Origin of the sequence: Bythopirellula sp., from assembly GCF_041737835.1 — a bacterium.
Classification (GTDB): Bacteria; Planctomycetota; Planctomycetia; order Pirellulales; family Lacipirellulaceae; genus Bythopirellula.
Map to the genome: position 1 here is coordinate 15,846 of NZ_JBGSQY010000040.1, position 18,805 is coordinate 34,650.

The window sequence follows — 18,805 nt, forward strand, 5'->3', positions numbered from 1 at the left end:
ATTCCTCACTGACTATCGTTACTTGGACGGTTTGGCTGCGAACATAGCGTCGGCTTCCGCTGAGTCGACTTCGCGTTGGGACATATTGAGAAACCCAACCATCCGCTGACCGCCAGAGCCTTCCGCCTCAAAAACGACTGGCTCTTCACTTCCCCTGACATTTCCTAAAACTTTGTAGCGAATCTTGAACGGCTGGCTGTCTCGGTCGCTTATGAATAATTCATCGAGCTGTCCAGGGTTCACACCGATTCGAGTTAGTTGTGATTCTGGAAGCCCTCGAATAAAGTCCTTTAATGCGGCTTCATCAGCGGGACCAATCCAGTTATTATTCGCCTGATAGGCTAAGTACAAGTTTGTCACTCGTTGTATATTGGTCGAATTAGCGGCAGCAACAGCGTCGTCAGGACTGACGCTGGTGTTGCACCCCGTCGTAGCTCCCACAACTAAACAAACTGTAAACGCGCTAAAAACAATCGGTTTGAACAGCACATCGAGTCCCATAAAGTGATCCTATCAGCGTTACAGACTTTCTTGCGATACGACCACTTGGTCGGCACGTTTCCCCATACTGTCGAGCATCAGCCCGTCGGCATCTTGCGAAATGGTACGTGTTGAGCCGTCACCGAAGACCGCACAGATAATGCCCGGGTGAGCAGAACCAAAACCCTGCTCGTCGGCCACTAAGGTATCTGAATCTCCTTGCCGAATATCGCCGTCTCCACGAATCAAGTACTCGGGTCTTGTACTTGTGTTGCCATCTGGGCGCTTGGCAAACTGGCGCATATGCGGCCAGTCAGCACCAACATAATACCCATAAAGTTCCCAGTAGGGATTGCCACCCGCAACACCGGCTGCCGGATTAGGAGCCGTCCAATATTTTGCTTGAGCAGCCTTTTCAGCCAGGAGAATTGTATTCGAAGTGCCATCGACAATCGATTTCGATTTCACGGGAGCGAACTTCCAGATTTGTGGACCACCGTTGATATTAACGTGTCCTCCTTTGGCGATAATTCCCGTCCAGGTGAGTTCTTCTTCCGTTCCGGCCGCATTCGAGGCCGGTGGTACTGTTCTTTGCCACGCAAAACCAGGCCAGTTAGGAGTAAAATGGCTGGCCATTACGCCCGCATAATCTCCTAATGCGAAAGCGTAGATGCCGCTAGCAATGCAAATGCGATCACTTCGTGAAGGGCATTGGTATGTCGGAACCTTAACTTCCACGATACCGGTTTTTAAGAAACCTGAATTTGCCTCGGTGCCATCACCCTTACGTCGATCATAAAGATTCTGCTGCTCGATGTATGGCAGCACCTGATACATCCAACCGGCATTCTCATAACCGAACAGTGGTTTTACCTTTTCGGTAAATTGGCCAGTTTGAGTAGTAAACTGTTCGACCGCACCGCCAGCCGACGGATAAGCTTTTTTGGAGCTTTCGAACAGATTGCAAGCGATACCCAGCTGACGCAAATTGTTAATACATTGCGACCGGCGGGCCGACTCGCGTGCGGCCTGAATGGCTGGTAGCAAGAGTGCCACCAGCACGCCGATTATCGCAATCACCACCAACAATTCGACCAGCGTGAAGCCACGCCGAATCAAAGAACGACGGTAGAACATATAAGACTCCATATCCAGTTTTCTGCTTACGCGCTGACGCCGTGATCTCCTGAACAACAAGCCACAGGCAATAGTCGAAATAAGCGATAACGAAGCTGGCTCGGGCACGGCCGTCACAGCAGCGAGGGCACCACCGTTGTAGGCACCTTGCCAATCTGAGAGCAGGGCAGCGTCGAAGGCGGGGGTTGTGGCCCCACGTTGCCAAAACAGAAAATCTTGGCCCGTCACGGCACCATCACCGTTGAGATCGCCGGCAATACCAACATCTGCAATTGCTTCAATTTGAACTGTTCCATAGGGAGCGACATCAGTGATCCAGACGTTGCGACCATTGAAATTGAATCCGTATTGCACATGGCGGCCAATACCGGGATCGGTCGCCAAGCTGATGCTGAACGGGCCAGGCGTAAGTACAGCGGTGGATGTGGTAAACGTCGAATAGTCGGGAGCAAAGTCACGAATAAAGGCTGTCGCCACATGTTCGCTGGTCAATGTATTGGCTAAGACGTCGCCTTCAAAAGTCACGGTCTGGCCCGACACCGTATCAACGGGAATTTCAACATAGAAATTGGCATCGGTAACTTTGTTGCCCACCGAACCTGGACCGCCTGATGGCGTGTACCAGAACGGATTAGGATCGTCGACCGAATTGGGGGCCAAGGTCAGGGTCGTGCCAGAGAATGTAGCTGGCAAGCCTTCCACACCCCATGGACTGGCAAAGACAAACCCGCCCAAATTCTCTGGTGTTTCAAATACGTTCATAAAGCCCTGCCAAGCGGCACTGGCGTCGACGTTATAGGTGACTTGGGCATTCGCCTGTGTGGATGACAGTGCTACGGCTCCGCAGAGCGCGAGCAGACAAAAAGCATATTTCATAGCTGATTTCCTCCCGACAAGTTATTCCGATTAGCTTATAAGATTAGGCAAAAGCCGCCGCGCCTGCCCCGGTCGCGGCGACTCTGGTAAATCGTATTCAACACAAAGATAAAGTCTATCGACGACGACGACCGACAAGTAAACCCATCATTGCGAGCCCACCCAAAGCCAGGCTGGCCGGTTCGGGCACCGCGGTGATTTGAATGTTTCCGTAAGGAGCCACGTCCGTCACCCAAACATTCACGCCTGTGGTCTCAAAACCAAATTGGACATGGCGACCCGGCACCGGGATCGTGTTCAAGGTGACGCTGAAAGCACCCGTCGAAGTTAATGGGACTGCCGACACATTGAACGAGGAGTAGTCCGGAGCAAAATCCTTGATGAACGCGGTAGTCGAGTGAGCACTGGTAAAGGTGTTGCTCAGGACATTGCCAACAAACGTTACGCTCTGCCCAACAAGCGAGTCATCTTGGACATACATACTGGCCGCCATGATTTTGTTGCCGGCAGCACCAGGACCACCCGCGGGTGTGTACCAGTACGGATTGGGATCACCAATGGTATTCGGAGCCAAGGTCAAAACCGGACCAGAGAATGAAGCTACGAGGTCCGCAGTTCCCCAGCCGCTGCCAAACTGATAAGCACCGCCATTGGACGGCAAATCAGACACATTCATAAATCCGAGCCATGCGGCCCCTGGATCGACACTCACGGTGGCTGCATTTGAACGTTGTGCAGCGCCCCAGGCCACACATGCCACAATCAACATAACCAGAATACGTTTCATTAGTCGCTCTCCCAAAAGATTGTGCCGCGTCGGATCGGAATAGTAAGAACGCAATTCGCAAGCAGTGCCACGGCAAGACAACTGACGAATTTCTGGCGCGAAAATAATTCGTCGCCAAAGCCTCCAACAAACAAGAACACTGAAAAGTCGTGACTAGTAGTCGCGTGTGAGAAAAGCCCTGCTGGCCCCAGGAAAGCTGTTTCTAAGAAGTAACACACGCGAAACAGTTAGTATCATAAGTGACGGTAACAACGGTGTCAACAAATTTTCCGAATTTTGTGTGACGAGAATTATTTTGCCGGCGATATTTATCGGGCCAAGGAAAACGCCTGAAACAACCGGGTTTATTGAGATTCTGTTTGAGAAAATGTTTCAAAATTGTCTTTCCTCTGAGTAACTTCGTGATTACACTAAGTGATGTAACTGTTTCTTGTCACAATTCTCCTCATACGGTTCGGCCATGCCTTCGATTCGCGAAGTCGCTAAAGAAGCCGGCGTTTCCATCGCCACTGTTTCTCGCGTCATTAATGGTAACGGTTCTGTTGCCCTAGAGTTGAAAAATCAGGTTCTCGCAGCTATTGATCGCTGCGATTATCTCCCCTCGGTGGGACGGCGCGCATGCGATTCCGTGGCGTTACTCTATGTCGGGCAATTCAGTCCCGGTTCGCCGTATGACTCGGCCTGTATCGAAGGCATGATCAACGTCATGCGGAAGAGCAATCACGATTTGACTGTGATCGATCTGGCACGCGATAAGCAACCCGACGAAAGTTATCGGCAGTTTTTTGGACGTAAAGGTATCTGCGGCGCGATCGTGCGTTCGACCGCGGCCGATCGCGCGATTCTGATGAAGATGGCGCAGGAACAGTTCCCAATTGTTGTGTTGGGCGATCACTTCGAGCATCCCCGGCTACCGTTTGTGTACGCAAGTTCGCGCAACGCCAGCCGCGAGGCGATGGAGCATCTCATTTCGCTGGGACATCGCAACATTGCGTTCGCCGCGAGCGATTGCGAAGACGGTGACCACGGCGACCGCTTTGCGGCGTACTGCGATATCATGAAATCGACCGGCTTATACAAAGAGGACTATATCAGCCGCATTCCTCCTCACCGGATGGATGGCGCGCAGTTGTTGCGCAAACTCATGGCGATGCCCAATCCACCGACCGGCGTGTTCGCGGCCGATCCGTTCATCGCGATCGGTTTGATCAACGAAGCCCACGCCTTGGGTATCAAAGTGCCGAATGAGCTTTCCATCGTGGGATTCGACGATACCGATACCCGCAGCCAGTTGTATCCCCGCATGACGGCCATTTGTCAGGATTCGCTGCTGCTGGGCAGCGTGGCGTTTGAATGCATCATGCAACTGATCAAAGGCGAATCGCTCCCTGTAACAGCCAACTATGTGCAATCGGCGTGGTTGGAGATCAATTCGACAACCGCCCCGCCGCCGGCCGAGCGTTTTCGCGTCCTCACAAACGGATTGCGCTTGCCGACGCTGGAAAAAGCCCGCTAGCCGCACGCTTCGCGCGGCGTTCTCAATGTGCGTGCCAACTGGTATCATGGTGGGGAAGTTTTCCCGCGGTCATGATTTTAAGCGATGGCATTAATACAACTGAGTGATTTGAGCGTCGGATTCCGCGGACCGGCGTTGCTGGAAGACGTGGATTGTCAGATCGAACGCGGCCAGCGGATCGGTTTGCTGGGTCGTAACGGCTCGGGCAAAACGACGCTGATGCGGATTCTTTCGGGGCAAATCTTGCCCGATCATGGCCAAGTTTTGTGCGCCCCCGAGACCCGCGTGTCGCTATTGCCCCAAGAAGTGCCGCTGGGCCTCACAGGCACAGTCGAGGAAGTGGTCCGCGGCGGTTTGGACCAAGTCGAAGACGAGTACCACCACGACTGGGAAGGCGAACAGCGGCTCGAACGGTTGCTCACGGAAATGTCGCTCGACGCAGAGCGGCAAGTCGAAACGCTTTCCGCCGGTATGAAACGTCGTGTGCTGCTGGCGCGGCAATTGGTGGCCAATCCCGATTTGTTGCTGCTCGACGAGCCCACGAACCACCTCGATATCGAAGCGATCATCTGGCTGGAAGATTTTCTGGTGCGTTGGTCGGGGACATATTTGTTCGTGACTCACGACCGGGCGTTCTTGCGTAAGCTCGCCACGCGGATTCTGGAGATCGATCGCGGCAAGCTCTTTGATTGGTCGTGCGATTACGACACGTTCTTGAAACGCAAAGAAGCTGCGCTAGCCGCCGAAGAAAAACAAAACGCCCTGTTCGACAAAAAGCTCGCGCAGGAAGAAGCCTGGATTCGCCAGGGGATCAAAGCTCGTCGCACGCGGAACGAAGGCCGTGTGCGGGCGCTTAAGGAACTTCGCGTGAAGCGCTCCGAACGGCGCAGCAATGTCGGCAAGGCGAAGGTCAACATTCAGACTGAGCAGCGTAGCGGAGCACTGGTGATTCGTGCCGAGGAGGTTTCCTTTGGCTACGATGGCCACGACATCGTCAGTGACTTCTCCACCGAGGTCATGCGCGGCGACAAGATCGGCATCATTGGCCCCAATGGCGCGGGCAAATCGACGCTCTTGCGTTTGCTGCTCGGCAAACTGGAACCCCAAAGCGGCAGCGTGCGATTGGGAACGAATTTGCAGATCGCTTATTTCGATCAGCTCCGCGATCAACTCAACGAAGAAAAAACCGTACAAGATAACGTGGGCGAAGGGGGCGACGAACTGCTGATTAACGGCAGGGCACGGCATGTGCTCGGTTATTTGCAGGACTTCCTGTTCACGCCGGAACGTGCACGAACGCAAGTGAAGTTCCTCTCCGGTGGTGAACGAAATCGGGTGTTGCTCGCCAAACTGTTTTCCAAACCCGCCAACTTGATCGTGCTCGACGAACCGACCAACGATTTGGATTCCGAGACGCTGGAACTGTTGGAAGAGCAATTGATCGAATTTCCGGGGACGATGTTGATGGTGAGCCACGACCGCGAGTTCCTGAATAACGTCGTCACGAGCACGATTGCCTTCGAGCAAGCGGGACCACGGGAATACGTCGGCGGGTATGACGACTGGTTGCGGCAACGAGCTGTCATTGCCGAGCAAGCCGAGGAAAAAGCCGCTGTGACTGCTGTTGCCGCTAAGCCGCAAGCGGCTAAAAGAAAGCTATCCTACAACGAGCAACGCGAGCTGACTGGATTGCCGGCGAAGATCGAAAAGTTGGAACAAAAAGTGGGCGAATTGCACACCGCGATGGCAGCACCGGATTTCTTCAAGCAAGCCGGGACCGTCATTGCCACCAAGCAGGCGGAACTGCAAGCCCTCGAAGCGGAACTCTCCACGGCTTATGTGCGGTGGGAAGAGTTGGAAAAACCGGCGTGATTCAGCGGATCAAATCCGGCTTGATGTTCTCAATCACCATGCCGTTTTCTGTTTGCAGCATGATTCCCAGCAAGTTGCCGTTGGAACTCATGACACACGCCCCGTGCCAGGTTTCGTCGAACGGCAAACGGGAATCAATTTGCCAACGATCTTCGGCAAACGTCAAACGATCAGTAGCAATCGGCGTAGTGAGATTGTCGCTTCCGCAAGTGACGATCAGTTCCTGATACTTGCTCAAGTCGGCATTGGGCTGAATCTTCGCCCGTGGCCAAGTTGATTCCGCTTTGAATTCCTCGGCCGACAACACGCGCTTGGCTAAACCGCCGCTGATGATGATTCCCTCGGCGACGATGGGAATCGTCTCGCCCCAGATTTCAAGCGTCCGCTCGTCCTCTTTGTCGAAACTCAATAAATCCGCCGGACCAAGAATGGCCCGATTTTCCACTGCCAACAACCAGCCGCGCCGACGGTTGTGGCCAAACACGGCCAGCGCACCTTTGCCTTGCGAGATCGCAATCGTCGGCTGGGGGAAAATAAAATCATCGGGCAGCGATGCGCTGCCGATCGCGAGCCGTGGTTGCCACTCCAGCCATTCATCGCGGGGAGATTTCGTCAGTTCAAACCGATGCCCGGTGCTCACTCGCTCGCCGGCGGCATCCGGCGTTGCCATGGCCACACCCCCGGCAGCGATGGTGGCCAAAGTCTCGGCATCAAATTCCAACCCTTGAAAACCAAAGCGTAGATCGATGCCGCTATTGCTCCAGAATCGCGTGTTGTCGCGGATCAGCGAACGATACTCGGGGCGAATGTAAGTTCTCGCCACCACATTGGACGAATCGTTGGTGAGACCGACGCTGATAACGTGCCCGATATCAACGCCGCGATAGCTCACCGGCGAGCCACGTTGCAGTCCAAAACGCTGAATCGATTCCAACACAATTTCTAATCCATCAGAAATATCTTCGACCGACGGAGGGGGATCCGAGAGCCCTTCAAATACAGTCGCACGGGCACCATTAGGCGATCCGGGCAGCACGCCGACGTAACGGCCGCTGAGCAACGTATCGAGCCCCCGAATCTGTCCGAGGCGAATATCTGGTTTCTCAATCCAGAAGCGAGTTCCTTCACGGGCTAACGGAGCCGACTCGGCCGTGAGTTCCGCCGTGACGGTCACATGTTTGAGGTCGTCATCAAGCACCAGAGATTTCACTTCGCCGACGTCGATGCCGCGGTAACGAACTTTGTCACCAGGCACCAAACCATGGCCTTCGGTGAATGCGATCTGAATTTGAGTTCCCGACGTATCAAGTGCTGCCCAAATCAAGGCGATCGCAACCAAAAAGCAAAGGGCCGTCACATTCCAGACCCGTGACGTGAGCTGTCCCGCGACACGCGCCGGATGCGCAACACTGCGAACCTCAGCCGTGGGAAATTCCGATAGTGGGGAAGTCTCGTCACTCATTGTCACCTTCCCAAATCGCATAAGGGTTAAACGACAACGAGGCGAGCATGCTCATCGCCACGCACAGCACAAACGCCCAGACCGCTGGACCGATATGAAATTCCACTAGTGTGCCCAATTTTACCAGCATCACCAAAAACGCCAGCAGCATCACATCCATCATGCTCCATCGGCCTGCTTGTTCCATGATGCGATAAGTGAGTGCTTTATGATTGCGGTGGAGGATCCCGAAAAGACTCAATTCCAACAGCAGCACGATTTTGACTAAGGGAAAGATAATCGAAAAGAGTAACACGACAAAACCAACGAACCAACTCCCCTCGCGGATCAGTTCAATGGTTCCCATCAGCAGACTGGATTGATGATGCCGGCCGAGGCGTTCGATTTCAAGAATCGGCAGCAAAATTGCCGGCCAATACAGCACAAAAGCAGCCATGGCCAACGCGGCAGTGCGACTGGCGGAATAATCGCCAAAGCGGCTGACCGTGGCCCCGCAGCGCGAGCAGGCAGCGACTTGCTTCGCAGCGAGCAGCGGAATGTGTTGAATCAACCCGCAGCAGTGACAGGCTTTCAGGTCGGAAATGGAATTGGCCACGGCATGCTCCCGAGAATGCGGCGGCGGTCCATCAAGCACCACTCTTAATCACCCCACTCTCAATCACCATTTTCAAATAAATCGTCGGTGGGGTAGGGGACCGGCTTACCGCCGAGTTGGCTGATCGCATTGTGTGCGGCGCGCTGTTCGGATTCCTTTTTGCTGCGACCCCACGCAGGTGCAAACAGGACCGACGCGACTTGAGCCGCCACCTTGAAGCACTTGCTGTGGTCAGGCCCTTTTTCGTCGAGCAAGTTGTAAATCGGCGTCACGCCATGTTCGCGTTGCGCAAAGTGTTGCAGCTGTGATTTGTAGTTGCCGCGGAACTCTCCAGAGACGGTCTGTTCGATTTCCGCTTCAATGTGCTTGAGAATAAATGCCTTGGCCGGCTCGATGCCGCCGTCCATATAAATAGCAGCGATCAACGACTCGAGCGCCGCGGCAATCACCGAACGCGGAATCTCGGGATCGGCGGCCATGCCTTTGCCGAGCATTAAGAATTCGTGCAGCCCCAAGTTCTCCGAAATCGTTGCGCAAGTGTCTCGGCTCACCACGACCGATTTGATCTTTGTGAGGTCCCCTTCGAGATATTCGGGGTACTGCAAATACAATTGTTCGCAAACAACGAAACCCAGGATAGCATCGCCGAGAAACTCCATCCGCTCGTTCGATGCCAAGCGATGCGAAACCCCCGAGGCATGCTTGAGGGCCGCGTTAAGAAACTCGACGTTGCGGAAACGATAGCCGATCTGCTCCTGGCAGGCTTCCAGATCGGTCAGTGTTGAGGAATTTGATTCAGACAAAGAAACTCTCAGCGAGCGGGTGATCATGGGTGCGAAGTTGATCTCACTTGACTTAAAACCCTACGGCACAAGCGTTTTCGCACTCTTTCTAGGCTACCCACGACCCGAAAAAGTGTCAACGCGAGACATGGCTGTCCAAGGGGTTCCAATTGTTCTTGTTGCGTCGCTCAGGGGTCATTAGCGCCCAAAGTTCATGGTTTAACGCAGGTCCTTCGTGTGGGGGTGACCAAATTTCGGGGGTAGTCTTTCAAGGGTTGTCATCGAAAATGAAGCCTGCCCAGGGAATGATTGAACAGATACACTGCAAGATTCCCTCACTCGTTTTGATGCTCGGTGTCCATGATTAACACGCTTTACCTGCCGGAACTACGCGAAATGCTGGCCGCCCAAGACATGGGCGAGCTGCAGGAGTTCTGCACCGCGCTGCATCCGGCTCGTACGGTGGAGTTCATGGAAGGACTCGCGTCGGACGAAGCCTGGGCGGTCTTGCAAGCTGCCGACCGCAATACACGGGCTCAGATCTTTAGCTATCTGCCAGAAGAGATGCAGGTCGCGATTCTTGAAACCAGCGATCCCAAGGGAGTCAGCCAACTCATCGCCGACATGCCCCCCGACGACCGGGTGGACCTGATGAAAAAGGCCGACCCGGTGATCGTGGAAGAAGTGTTGGCCCTGGTGCCGACCAAGGAACGCCGCGACATCCTCCGCCTGCGAGCCTATCCGGAAGGGACTGCCGGGGCGTTGATGACCACCGAAGTGGCGTTCCTGCCCGAGACACTCACGGTTCGCGATGCCCTCGAAGAGATCGGTCGCGAGTCGCACGACTTCGAGACGATCTATTACATCTACATTGTCGATGCTGAAATGCATCTGCGGGGACTTGTGTCGGCACGGCAACTGGTCACGCACATCGGTAAGCCGAACCTGCTGCTTTCCGAGTTGATGACCCGCGATCTGGTCACGGTGGTGGCGACCGACGATCAGGAAACCGTGGCCGAGAAGGTGGCGGACTATAACTTTCTGGCGATCCCGGTGGTCGACAGCGAGCAACGCCTCGTCGGTATTATTACGCACGACGACGTGATCGACGTGTTGCAAGAAGAAGCAACCCGCGACGCGCATCTCGCGGGTGCCGTGGGGCCGTTGACCGAAACTTATTTGGCCACCCCCTGGATGCAGCTCACTCGGCACAGGGCAGGGTGGCTGGTCTTGTTGTTCGCCGGGGCGTTGTTCACCACCTTTGCCATGCGGTCGTATAACGACAGTGTGCAAGAATTTGCGTGGATCGCTTGGTTTGTGCCGCTCGTGATTTCCACCGGGGGCAACTCCGGAAGCCAATCCGCGACGTTGATGATTCGCGCTTTGACGACCAAAGAAATCTCGCCCTCCGATTGGCGGCGAGTTGTTGTGCGTGAACTGGTGATCGGCTTCTTATTAGGGGGCTGCCTCTCGATCATCGGCTACATGGTGGGCTGTTTTATGGCTCCCTCGTTTATCGATGCGCTCGTGTTGCCGCTAACAATTGTGCTCGTGGTGGCCTGCGGTACGCTATTGGGATCGCTGTTGCCGCTGTTATTTCATTGGCTGGGCTTTGACCCCGCGTTGATGAGCACCCCGTTTATCGCGGGCATCAGCGACATCGTGGGCATCGTGCTCTACATGAACGTCGCAGGCTGGCTGCTCAAGTCGAACATGTAGACTCAATTTAGCCCCGGGTGATCGGGAGGTTCTGCCGAGCGTCCGCCCGGGGCAGCAAAGTTCTTAACCACTGATGGACGCTGATCAACGCTAATAAGGGTTAATAAATCAGAAATCTTTAGACATCCAGCAGCGGCTGGCCCACATACATTTGCAGGACTTGGCTCTGCACTTTGATCGCACGGATGAGAACCCAGATTTGGTCTTTGCTGAATTTCTCCGGATCGGAGCTGGCCAGTTCTTCCAATTCGCAGGTCATCGCGGCGTGTTGGTCGGTCGCGAATTGAAGCTTGAGGCCCATTTCGCTCCAGGCGGCACGAAGATTTTTTTCTTCATGCAGTTCGTCCAAACGGTCGGCATTGTTCGTGATCAAAAGACACAACCGTGCCACGTCTTGAGCGGAGGCTTCGGGTTGAATTTCCTGAATCAAGCCCGCGAGTTTTTCGCAATTCATGGACGTATTCCTGGATGCTTACGCAAGGTGTTGGGCGGTGAGCGGCAGGCGATTTCAGTGGTTTGAAGTTCGACTTCCGTCAGACAAGATTCCGCTGGTGAAAAGTATTGAACGAGCATGATTTCCGTTTCTGTAGCGTGCCCGTTTGTCAAAGCTTAGCTTACAAAACGAGCGTTGAATCGTTATGATGTGAGTAGGAACCGCACTCCGGTTTTTGAGCGTATCTCGGGATACCGTGAACCGCCGTTGGCTGGGTGTGTCCGCTGAAGCGTGGCGGTTACAACCGTTACAAACGGCCCTAACATATCGAAGTTTTAGAGACCGCGAATATGCCCACTTTGGGAGTCAACATCGATCACGTGGCCACCGTGCGTCAGGCCCGGATGACTAATGAACCGGACCCGGTTTGGGCGGCCACGCTGGCGGAACTCGGCGGTGCCGATGGCATCACGCTGCATTTACGCGAAGACCGTCGCCACATCCAAGAACGCGATTTGACTCTGCTGGGTCAGACCGTGGCCGTGAAGCTGAATCTGGAACTGGCTTGCAGCGACGACGTACTGAACATTGCTTGTAAAGCTCGCCCGCATCAAGCGACGCTCGTGCCGGAACGCCGCGAGGAAGTGACCACCGAAGGAGGGTTGGACGTTGTCGGGCAAAGAGAACGTGTGACCGACGCCGTGAAGCGGTTGCAGGAGGCGGGGATCGTGGTCAGTTTGTTTCTCGATCCGGATCCGGCGCAGATTGAATCAGGAATTGCCACCGGCGCAACCGCGGTCGAGCTGCACACGGGTGCATACGCCCATGCCGCGGCGGAATTCGCGGCGAACAAACAACTGGCCGGTTTGATCGTGGCCGGCAAGCAGATTCACGATGCGGGGCTCATCTTGCACGCTGGGCATGGACTCACGTACCGCAACGTGCGGCCGATTGCCGAGATTCCCAATATGTGCGAGTTGAACATCGGCCACAGCATTGTGTCTCGAGCGATTATGGTGGGCCTCGAACAGGCGGTCCGCGATATGAAACGGCTGATCACCCTCTGACGATTGCCCTCTGAGGGATGGGGCGATTGCAGGCCGACGGCCTGAGTCGCTATCATGCGGGATTCCACGGGGCGTGAGATCATGAGTAATACAATCCAGGGAGGAATCAAGTAATGGAAAGAAAAGGTCAGGAATTTGCCGGCGTTTCGGTCGCGATTGTCACGCCCTTCAAAAATGACGAAGTCGACTACGACCGCTTGAAGGAGCAAGTCGAGTTCCAAATCTCCGCCGGCGTGGCATGTCTTTGCCCCGTGGGAACGACCGGCGAATCGCCGACGCTTTCCCATGATGAACACGAGCGTGTGATCGCCTTCGTCTGCGAAACCGTCGACGGCCGCATCAAAGTCATGCCAGGCACCGGCTCCAACAGCACGGCTGAAGCGTTGCGGCTCACAAAGTCGGCCGAAAAAGCTGGTGCCGATGGCGCGCTGCAGGTGGCTCCGTATTACAACAAGCCGACTCAACAAGGCTTTTACGAGCACTTCAAGCGACTGGCCGAAGAAACGAACCTGCCCCAGTGCATTTACAACATTCCGGGACGAACCGGCAAAAACATCGAGCCAGAAACGATCATCCGACTGGCCGAATTGCAGAACATTGCTCTGGTGAAAGAGGCCACGGGTTCGCTCGATCAAGCGTCGGCTGTGTTGGCGAATACCAACCTCACGGTACTGAGCGGCGACGACAGTTTGACGCTGCCGATCATGGCTGTGGGTGGCGGTGGTGTGATTTCCGTCGCGGCGAACATCGTTCCCAAGGACGTGATTGCGATGCTGACGGCCTTCAATGCGAACAAGATCGCGGAAGCCCAAGAATTGCATTACAAGATGTTCCCGCTCTGCCGCGACATGTTGGGGCTGGCGACAAATCCAATTCCGATTAAGGCCGCGATGAAAATGCTGGGCCGCGACACAGGCGAATTGCGTTTGCCGATGACGCCGCTCACCAAGGACGAAGAAGCCTCGTTGCGTAAGACGCTGACCAAATACGGATTACTTTAATCAGTAACTTGGATACGGGCCCCGGTATTGGCGGGGGGGGCGATGAGGGTTTCGTAACCACGGAACTCTGGTGTGGCGAGAAGTGCCGCACGAAGTTGCTCCGCAAAGGTTTGGTCAGGCAGCAGCGCAAACACCGTGGGGCCCCACGAGGATTGGCCAACGCCGGTGATTCCCTCTGCACGAAGCCAAGCGATCAGCCGAGCCGTCTCGGGTGAAGAAAAAATCCCGCCTTGCGCGGGTGCAAAGCATTTTCCGGCCAGGCATCCGTATTGATAGAGTGCTTCGCAGAACTTGCTGAATTCACGGGCTTCGAGTGTAGGGATCAACTCGGACTGGGTAAGATGTTCGAGTTCAGCAGTCACCGCTGTTGGTACCGCTGGCAAGTTGGCAATCGTGCGAGTTTCTTCCAGCCCGGCGCGTCCCGGGAGATTGCTGGAAGTAATGAGAACGAACCGCCACTCGGCAGGGAATTCGCCTCGATAGGCGAGACTTCCCAGTGGTTCGTTGGCAAAATGCCCTGCGTCGACAATGAATCCGCCGAGTAGGAAACCGTACGTGCCGATGGCTGAACGTCGCCCGCGACGTGTTAGTTGCGCGAGCCTGACGGGATCGCGCCAGGGGAAGCCCATGGCTTCGGCAATTCCCGCCGCCACGGCTAGTCCAAGTTGTGTTCCCACGCCGAGACCTGTGTGTTCACGAGATGCCGCGCGGACGTTGATGCAGATCTGCGGCAGAGTCGATAGCTGCAAGTGATCAGCGATGGAATCAGCAAATGTGATGACGCGATCACTCAAAAGCCCTGTGGCTTGGAATTGATCGGCCGCGGTGATCTCCAACTCCACGCCCGGCGCAGCAACCATGGCCCCGATGCCACCGAATTGTGGGCGATCGGCATCATGCCCGAGACTCGTGAGCCCGAAATGGAGACGACTATGGGTACTGACTTCAACGCGGCGTTTCATGTTTAGGCTGTCTCCGCCGCAAGTGTTTGCTCGATATGCTGCCGCAGCTGATCAAAAGCACGGTGTTCGGCGGCAGCGCCGGTTTTGTTGATCAGAGGTTGCAGGCATTCAAGTTCCGCCAAAACTTCCTCCGATGCCAAGATATGCAGTCTCGTGGCTAAGATCGCGGCTTCGATCACGGCGTGTTTGGCACGATTGAAGCCAAAGAAGTCCCGCAGCGTACCGCGAGCTTGAGTTCGGGCAATGATGCATGACCGCTGCTGCGAATCGTCAATCGAAATCACCTTGAATTCAAACCAGCGACAAGCATTCGCGAGCACCAGCGGATGATCCGGTAAAAATGTGGGTGCTTCCGCGCGGCCAATCGCCGCTGCCGCGAAGAGCTCCACATCATCGGTGATTTGCAGTACGCCCTCGCGAGTTTGAACCAGATTTTCAAAGGTTGTTGAAGTTTGAAACGGACGCAGAACGAATGTTTCAAAATCGTCGTCGACCACAGGCCCCATGGGAGCGATGTTAATTGCACCCGCCGAATTCTGTGTGGTGACGATGCCTTCGAGAATTCGACCGGTTGCACCAAGTTGGGGAATGGAATCTGCTGACATGGTATTCCCCATTAGAAGGTGACTGGCCGAGCCGGCAAGCGGGGTTCGCGATTTTGTGACAAGCGCAATTCCTTGGCGGCAATTTCTTGGGGATTCACGTTGACATCAATCCCTGCCATCCGCAAAAAGTTGGCGAGCAACTGATAACCGAACTGCGTGAGCGTCGCCTCGGGATGAAATTGCACGCCAACGAGGGGAAATCGCCGGTGCTCGATTGCCATAATCGTGCCATTCGCTGTACGGGCCGATACTGTAAATTCAGCAGGTAAACTGGCTTTTTCCACGATCAACGAGTGGTAACGACACACGGTAAAAGGCGAAGGAAATTCGCGAAACAGGGTTGTTTGTTCGTGCCAGACATCCGACGTGCGGCCATGCATTGGTTCAATGGCACGAACAATTCTAGAACCAAAAGCGGCAGCGATTGTTTGGTGGCCCAAGCAAACACCGAGCATGGGAATCTCGGCAGATAACTCGCGAACTAAATCCAAACTACAACCTGCTTCAGTCGGCGTACATGGTCCTGGTGAAAGCACAATCGCTTGCGGTTTGAGATGGCGAACATCGGCAGGAGTTGTCGTATCATTACGCACGACGAGCGTTTCCTGGCCGAGTCGTTGGAAGTGACGCGCCAGGTTATGTACAAAACTATCGTAGTTATCGATCAGCAAAATCATCGAGTTTGGCCTAACTCAGTTCAAGCGACTGCAACAAACCACGGGCCTTATGCCAGGTTTCCCGATATTCATCAAGAGGATCCGATTGAGCGACAATACCGCCACCGACGGGCATCTGCCACCATCCGCCACCAGCGGTAATCGTACGTATCAAGATACTACTATCCATCTGGCCGTTAAAGCCAATATAGGCGAGTGAACCGCAGTACGGCCCTCGCGCGGTTGGCTCGAGTTCGGCAATGATTTCCATCGCTCGGATTTTAGGGGCACCGGTAATCGACCCGCCGGGAAAGCAGGCGCGCAGCAAATCGAGCGATGACGCATCCGGTCGTAAAGTGCCTCGGACGGCAGACACTAAATGTTTGACGTGGGCGTAAGTTTCCACTTGGCAAAGCTCGGTAACGCAAACACTGTCGGTTGTGCAGACACGCGAAAAATCATTGCGCATCAGATCGACGATCATCACATTTTCAGCCCGATCCTTGGCGCTGAGTTGCAGTTCGTCGCCAACGAATAAATCTGCCTCGGGGGAATGAGAACGGCCACGGGTGCCTTTGATCGGGCGGGTCTCGGCGATGTTGTCTCGAACTTGTAGGAAACATTCAGGCGAACTGCTGCAAATCTGCCAATTGCCTAGGTCGAGATAGCCCGCATAAGGCGCGGGATTTTTTTCGCGGAGCTTCAAGTATAGCGAAACGGCGTCGGTTTTAGCCGGGGCGAGCAGCCGCTGGGCCAGATTGACTTGAAACACATCGCCGGCGTGAATGTACTCGACGGCTTTTCGAATCATCTGTTGATACTGCTCGGCGGACATATTGCTGGTGACGTCGCCCAGTCCGACATCAAACTGAGGAGCCAACGCCTGCTTGGCAATCTTCTCAGTCGGCTTCTGGCTAATTTCAGTTGAAGGCTGAGAAAGGATCTTCAAAAATTCGTTGAGCCGAGCATGCGCCCGCGCTTGCCGAGGTTTTGGATCAAGTTCCGGGAAACCGTGTGAAATCAACCAAGCCTTATTCTCTTGGTGGTCAAAGCTGAGCACCACATCGTACAATCCGACAGCCAAATCGGGGACAGAAAAATCGGTAAAACGCGGGCTCGGCAATTGTTCGACACTGCGATTGAGATCGTAGCCAAACAGCCCAGCGAGACCTCCTTGGAACGGGGGAAGGCCGGAGATATGTTCGCATTGGAATGGCTGTAAGCTCTGCGCCAGTCTCCCAAAGAGATCGCCTTCGTTTGATTGGGCTTCAAGCCAAGCAAACGGGTCGGCTGCCACGAACGAATAGCGACCCAAACGGCCAGTCGTACTGGCACTGTCAAAGAAAACGGCGTGCGGCAGTCGAGACAGCCGTTCAAAGGCCGCGACTGCCGTCAAATCCGCTGGCAACTCGATGACGACGGGGAAATCAATCTTGCTCACGTTGACCCCGCGGAGCACGTTTCAAGTAATGCCGATTTTCCTTCTCAGTCGCCAATCCCCAATCGAGTGCTTCATCCTGCACATAGTTCTTGCCGAGCGTGAGGGCAATTTTCGCTTTGGCCATTTCATAGCCGAGGTAAAAGGCGTGACTGGCATCAAGATTCGTGGGCAAGCTGCCGTGGGGTCCGGCTTGGCGAAGCTGTTCCATCAAGGAAAATGGATCGTGGTCATGCAATTCCAGCCGACTGGAAACACAATGAATTTCATTGTCCGCGACAAAAATCCGATAGTTGTTGTCGCGAATATCGTTGGCCAACTTGGTGAGTTCCTCAAGCGTGGGGGGAGCAACTTGCTCATCTCGCAGCATGACTAACCGAGATTCAACATGTTTTGGTAACAACTGATTGTTGACCGCGTAATACATCAAGCGGCGGGCAAGGTCGCATTCTTTAACACTTGTGCGGGCCCAATTGATGACTTGTGTTGTGAGGACGCTGCGAATCCCAAGTTCTTGGCAGAAGCCAAGCAACAGTGTGTTGATCCCTGCGGAGTCGGCGTCGGTTAATTCAGTCAAATTGCCAATGCCCATCAGCATTTCGGCATCGGGATAGCGGCGGCGAATTTCCAGGTATCGGCCGAGGCTCTGGGCAAAACCGAAAGAAATTGGTTCCAAAATAGGATCGATACGCAACGGCACATCGGCTGCGGCTAAAAAATCAATCGTGTCGCTCAGACCGGCCAGGGAATGAGGATCATCGGGGATTGCGACGACTTCGATTCCCCAATCCACGGCGGCCGTACGATTCGACGAATTAACGCTCAGCACCAATTCGGCTCCCGCATTGGCAGCGGCGGCAATTTCTTGAGGATTCAGGCTGTCGATCGAAACTCGCAGCCCTCGATCTTGCAAAGCAGCAACAGTCTCGACAACTCCGGACCACGTGTGGCCAGGGTCACAACCAAGATCAATAATATCCGCGCCTGCAAGTTGATATTGCTCGGCCATTGCTAGGATTTCGGCCAGCGACAGACGTGGGCAGTTATTGATTTCGGCCAAAATTTCGATGTCGTAAGCCCCATATTCCGTTGGGGAAGTCTCAGCTGAAAAGAATCGCGGGAGCTGCCGAAGATCGCGGGGACCGACTTCGACGGGAATATTGGTTAACTCTGTCAGCGGTTCAAGATTGCCTTCGCAGTATCCGGGAATAATGACGCGCGTCGCCCGAGGGTCGATTTGAATATGTTTTGCAATCCAAACCGGAGACATCAAAGCAGCGACGGTGATTGGCAGAACGTCGATTGTGTAAGTGAAGCCAACCCTTTGAGCCAGACTAGGTAGCAATTGTTCAAGCGCATGGCGGGCCAACCGACCCGTGACAAATTGAATGTGCTCCTGTGCCATGATTGTTGACGC

17 protein-coding genes are annotated in these 18,805 nt (G+C 54.6%); 5 read left to right on the forward strand and 12 right to left on the reverse strand.

The window, feature by feature from the left end; all coding sequences use genetic code 11:
• Window positions 1-18: 18 nt before the first annotated feature.
• From AC6T8Q_RS11610 to AC6T8Q_RS11620, 3 genes are all read right to left on the reverse strand, one after another.
• Complete coding sequence (locus AC6T8Q_RS11610) at window positions 19-501, reverse strand: hypothetical protein (RefSeq protein ID WP_500679237.1); 483 nt, start codon at window positions 499-501, stop codon at window positions 19-21.
• A gap of 18 nt (window positions 502-519) precedes the next feature.
• Complete coding sequence (locus tag AC6T8Q_RS11615; protein ID WP_500679238.1) at window positions 520-2,493, reverse strand: DUF1559 domain-containing protein; 1,974 nt, start codon at window positions 2,491-2,493, stop codon at window positions 520-522.
• 115 nt (window positions 2,494-2,608) lie between these two features.
• Window positions 2,609-3,280, reverse strand: coding sequence for a PEP-CTERM sorting domain-containing protein (locus AC6T8Q_RS11620; RefSeq protein WP_500679239.1), 672 nt, complete (start codon window positions 3,278-3,280; stop codon window positions 2,609-2,611).
• Between the two features lie 460 nt (window positions 3,281-3,740).
• On the opposite strand from AC6T8Q_RS11620, the gene AC6T8Q_RS11625 reads away from it, so the two are divergent.
• Together AC6T8Q_RS11625 and AC6T8Q_RS11630 are read left to right on the forward strand one after the other, a co-directional pair.
• Window positions 3,741-4,796, forward strand: a complete 1,056-nt coding sequence (locus tag AC6T8Q_RS11625) for a LacI family DNA-binding transcriptional regulator (protein WP_500679240.1) — start codon at window positions 3,741-3,743, stop codon at window positions 4,794-4,796.
• Window positions 4,797-4,880: 84 nt separating this feature from the next.
• The gene (locus AC6T8Q_RS11630; RefSeq protein ID WP_500679241.1) at window positions 4,881-6,668 is read left to right on the forward strand and encodes an ATP-binding cassette domain-containing protein; all 1,788 of its coding nucleotides are present in this window, start codon (window positions 4,881-4,883) and stop codon (window positions 6,666-6,668) included.
• A gap of 1 nt (window position 6,669) precedes the next feature.
• On the opposite strand, the gene AC6T8Q_RS11635 is transcribed toward AC6T8Q_RS11630, so the two are convergent.
• The 3 genes from AC6T8Q_RS11635 to rnc are packed head-to-tail and all read right to left on the reverse strand — an operon-like array spanning window position 6,670 to window position 9,528.
• A complete protein-coding gene (locus tag AC6T8Q_RS11635) occupies window positions 6,670-8,130 on the reverse strand; it encodes an MlaD family protein (protein WP_500679242.1) in 1,461 nt (486 codons plus the stop codon).
• On the reverse strand, window positions 8,123-8,725 hold the full coding sequence (locus AC6T8Q_RS11640; protein ID WP_500679243.1) for a paraquat-inducible protein A: 603 nt from the start codon (window positions 8,723-8,725) through the stop codon (window positions 8,123-8,125). The genes AC6T8Q_RS11635 and AC6T8Q_RS11640 overlap by 8 nt, the downstream gene beginning before the upstream one ends.
• Before the next feature lie 59 nt (window positions 8,726-8,784).
• Window positions 8,785-9,528 carry a ribonuclease III gene (gene rnc, locus AC6T8Q_RS11645; protein WP_500679244.1) on the reverse strand — a complete coding sequence of 248 codons (744 nt, stop codon included), beginning with the start codon at window positions 9,526-9,528 and terminating at the stop codon, window positions 8,785-8,787.
• A 339-nt stretch (window positions 9,529-9,867) separates the two neighbouring features.
• Here rnc and mgtE point away from each other — a divergent pair, with 339 nt between their 5' ends.
• Window positions 9,868-11,226, forward strand: a complete 1,359-nt coding sequence (gene mgtE / locus AC6T8Q_RS11650; RefSeq protein WP_500679245.1) for a magnesium transporter — start codon at window positions 9,868-9,870, stop codon at window positions 11,224-11,226.
• Between the two features lie 118 nt (window positions 11,227-11,344).
• On the opposite strand, the gene AC6T8Q_RS11655 is transcribed toward mgtE, so the two are convergent.
• On the reverse strand, window positions 11,345-11,680 hold the full coding sequence (locus AC6T8Q_RS11655) for a hypothetical protein (RefSeq protein ID WP_500679246.1): 336 nt from the start codon (window positions 11,678-11,680) through the stop codon (window positions 11,345-11,347).
• 329 nt (window positions 11,681-12,009) lie between these two features.
• Here AC6T8Q_RS11655 and AC6T8Q_RS11660 point away from each other — a divergent pair, with 329 nt between their 5' ends.
• Entirely contained in the window at window positions 12,010-12,726 is a 717-nt protein-coding gene (locus AC6T8Q_RS11660) for a pyridoxine 5'-phosphate synthase (RefSeq protein WP_500679247.1), read from the forward strand.
• Window positions 12,727-12,839: 113 nt separating this feature from the next.
• A complete protein-coding gene (dapA, locus tag AC6T8Q_RS11665) occupies window positions 12,840-13,727 on the forward strand; it encodes a 4-hydroxy-tetrahydrodipicolinate synthase (protein ID WP_500679248.1) in 888 nt (295 codons plus the stop codon).
• Here dapA and AC6T8Q_RS11670 read toward each other — a convergent pair.
• From AC6T8Q_RS11670 to AC6T8Q_RS11690, 5 genes are read right to left on the reverse strand one after another with little or no spacing between them, the layout of a single operon-like run.
• Window positions 13,724-14,689, reverse strand: a complete 966-nt coding sequence (locus tag AC6T8Q_RS11670; RefSeq protein ID WP_500679249.1) for a hypothetical protein — start codon at window positions 14,687-14,689, stop codon at window positions 13,724-13,726. The genes dapA and AC6T8Q_RS11670 overlap by 4 nt on opposite strands.
• A gap of 2 nt (window positions 14,690-14,691) precedes the next feature.
• The gene (locus AC6T8Q_RS11675) at window positions 14,692-15,294 is read right to left on the reverse strand and encodes a DUF447 domain-containing protein (RefSeq protein ID WP_500679250.1); all 603 of its coding nucleotides are present in this window, start codon (window positions 15,292-15,294) and stop codon (window positions 14,692-14,694) included.
• A gap of 11 nt (window positions 15,295-15,305) precedes the next feature.
• Window positions 15,306-15,971 (reverse strand): anthranilate synthase component II, encoded by a 666-nt coding sequence (locus tag AC6T8Q_RS11680; RefSeq protein WP_500679251.1) that lies wholly within the window; start codon window positions 15,969-15,971, stop codon window positions 15,306-15,308.
• Window positions 15,972-15,981: 10 nt separating this feature from the next.
• Window positions 15,982-17,391, reverse strand: a complete 1,410-nt coding sequence (gene pabB, locus AC6T8Q_RS11685) for an aminodeoxychorismate synthase component I (RefSeq protein WP_500679252.1) — start codon at window positions 17,389-17,391, stop codon at window positions 15,982-15,984.
• A complete protein-coding gene (locus AC6T8Q_RS11690) occupies window positions 17,378-18,793 on the reverse strand; it encodes a DUF6513 domain-containing protein (RefSeq protein WP_500679253.1) in 1,416 nt (471 codons plus the stop codon). Before AC6T8Q_RS11690 ends, pabB begins: the two co-directional genes overlap by 14 nt.
• Window positions 18,794-18,805: the final 12 nt, after the last annotated feature.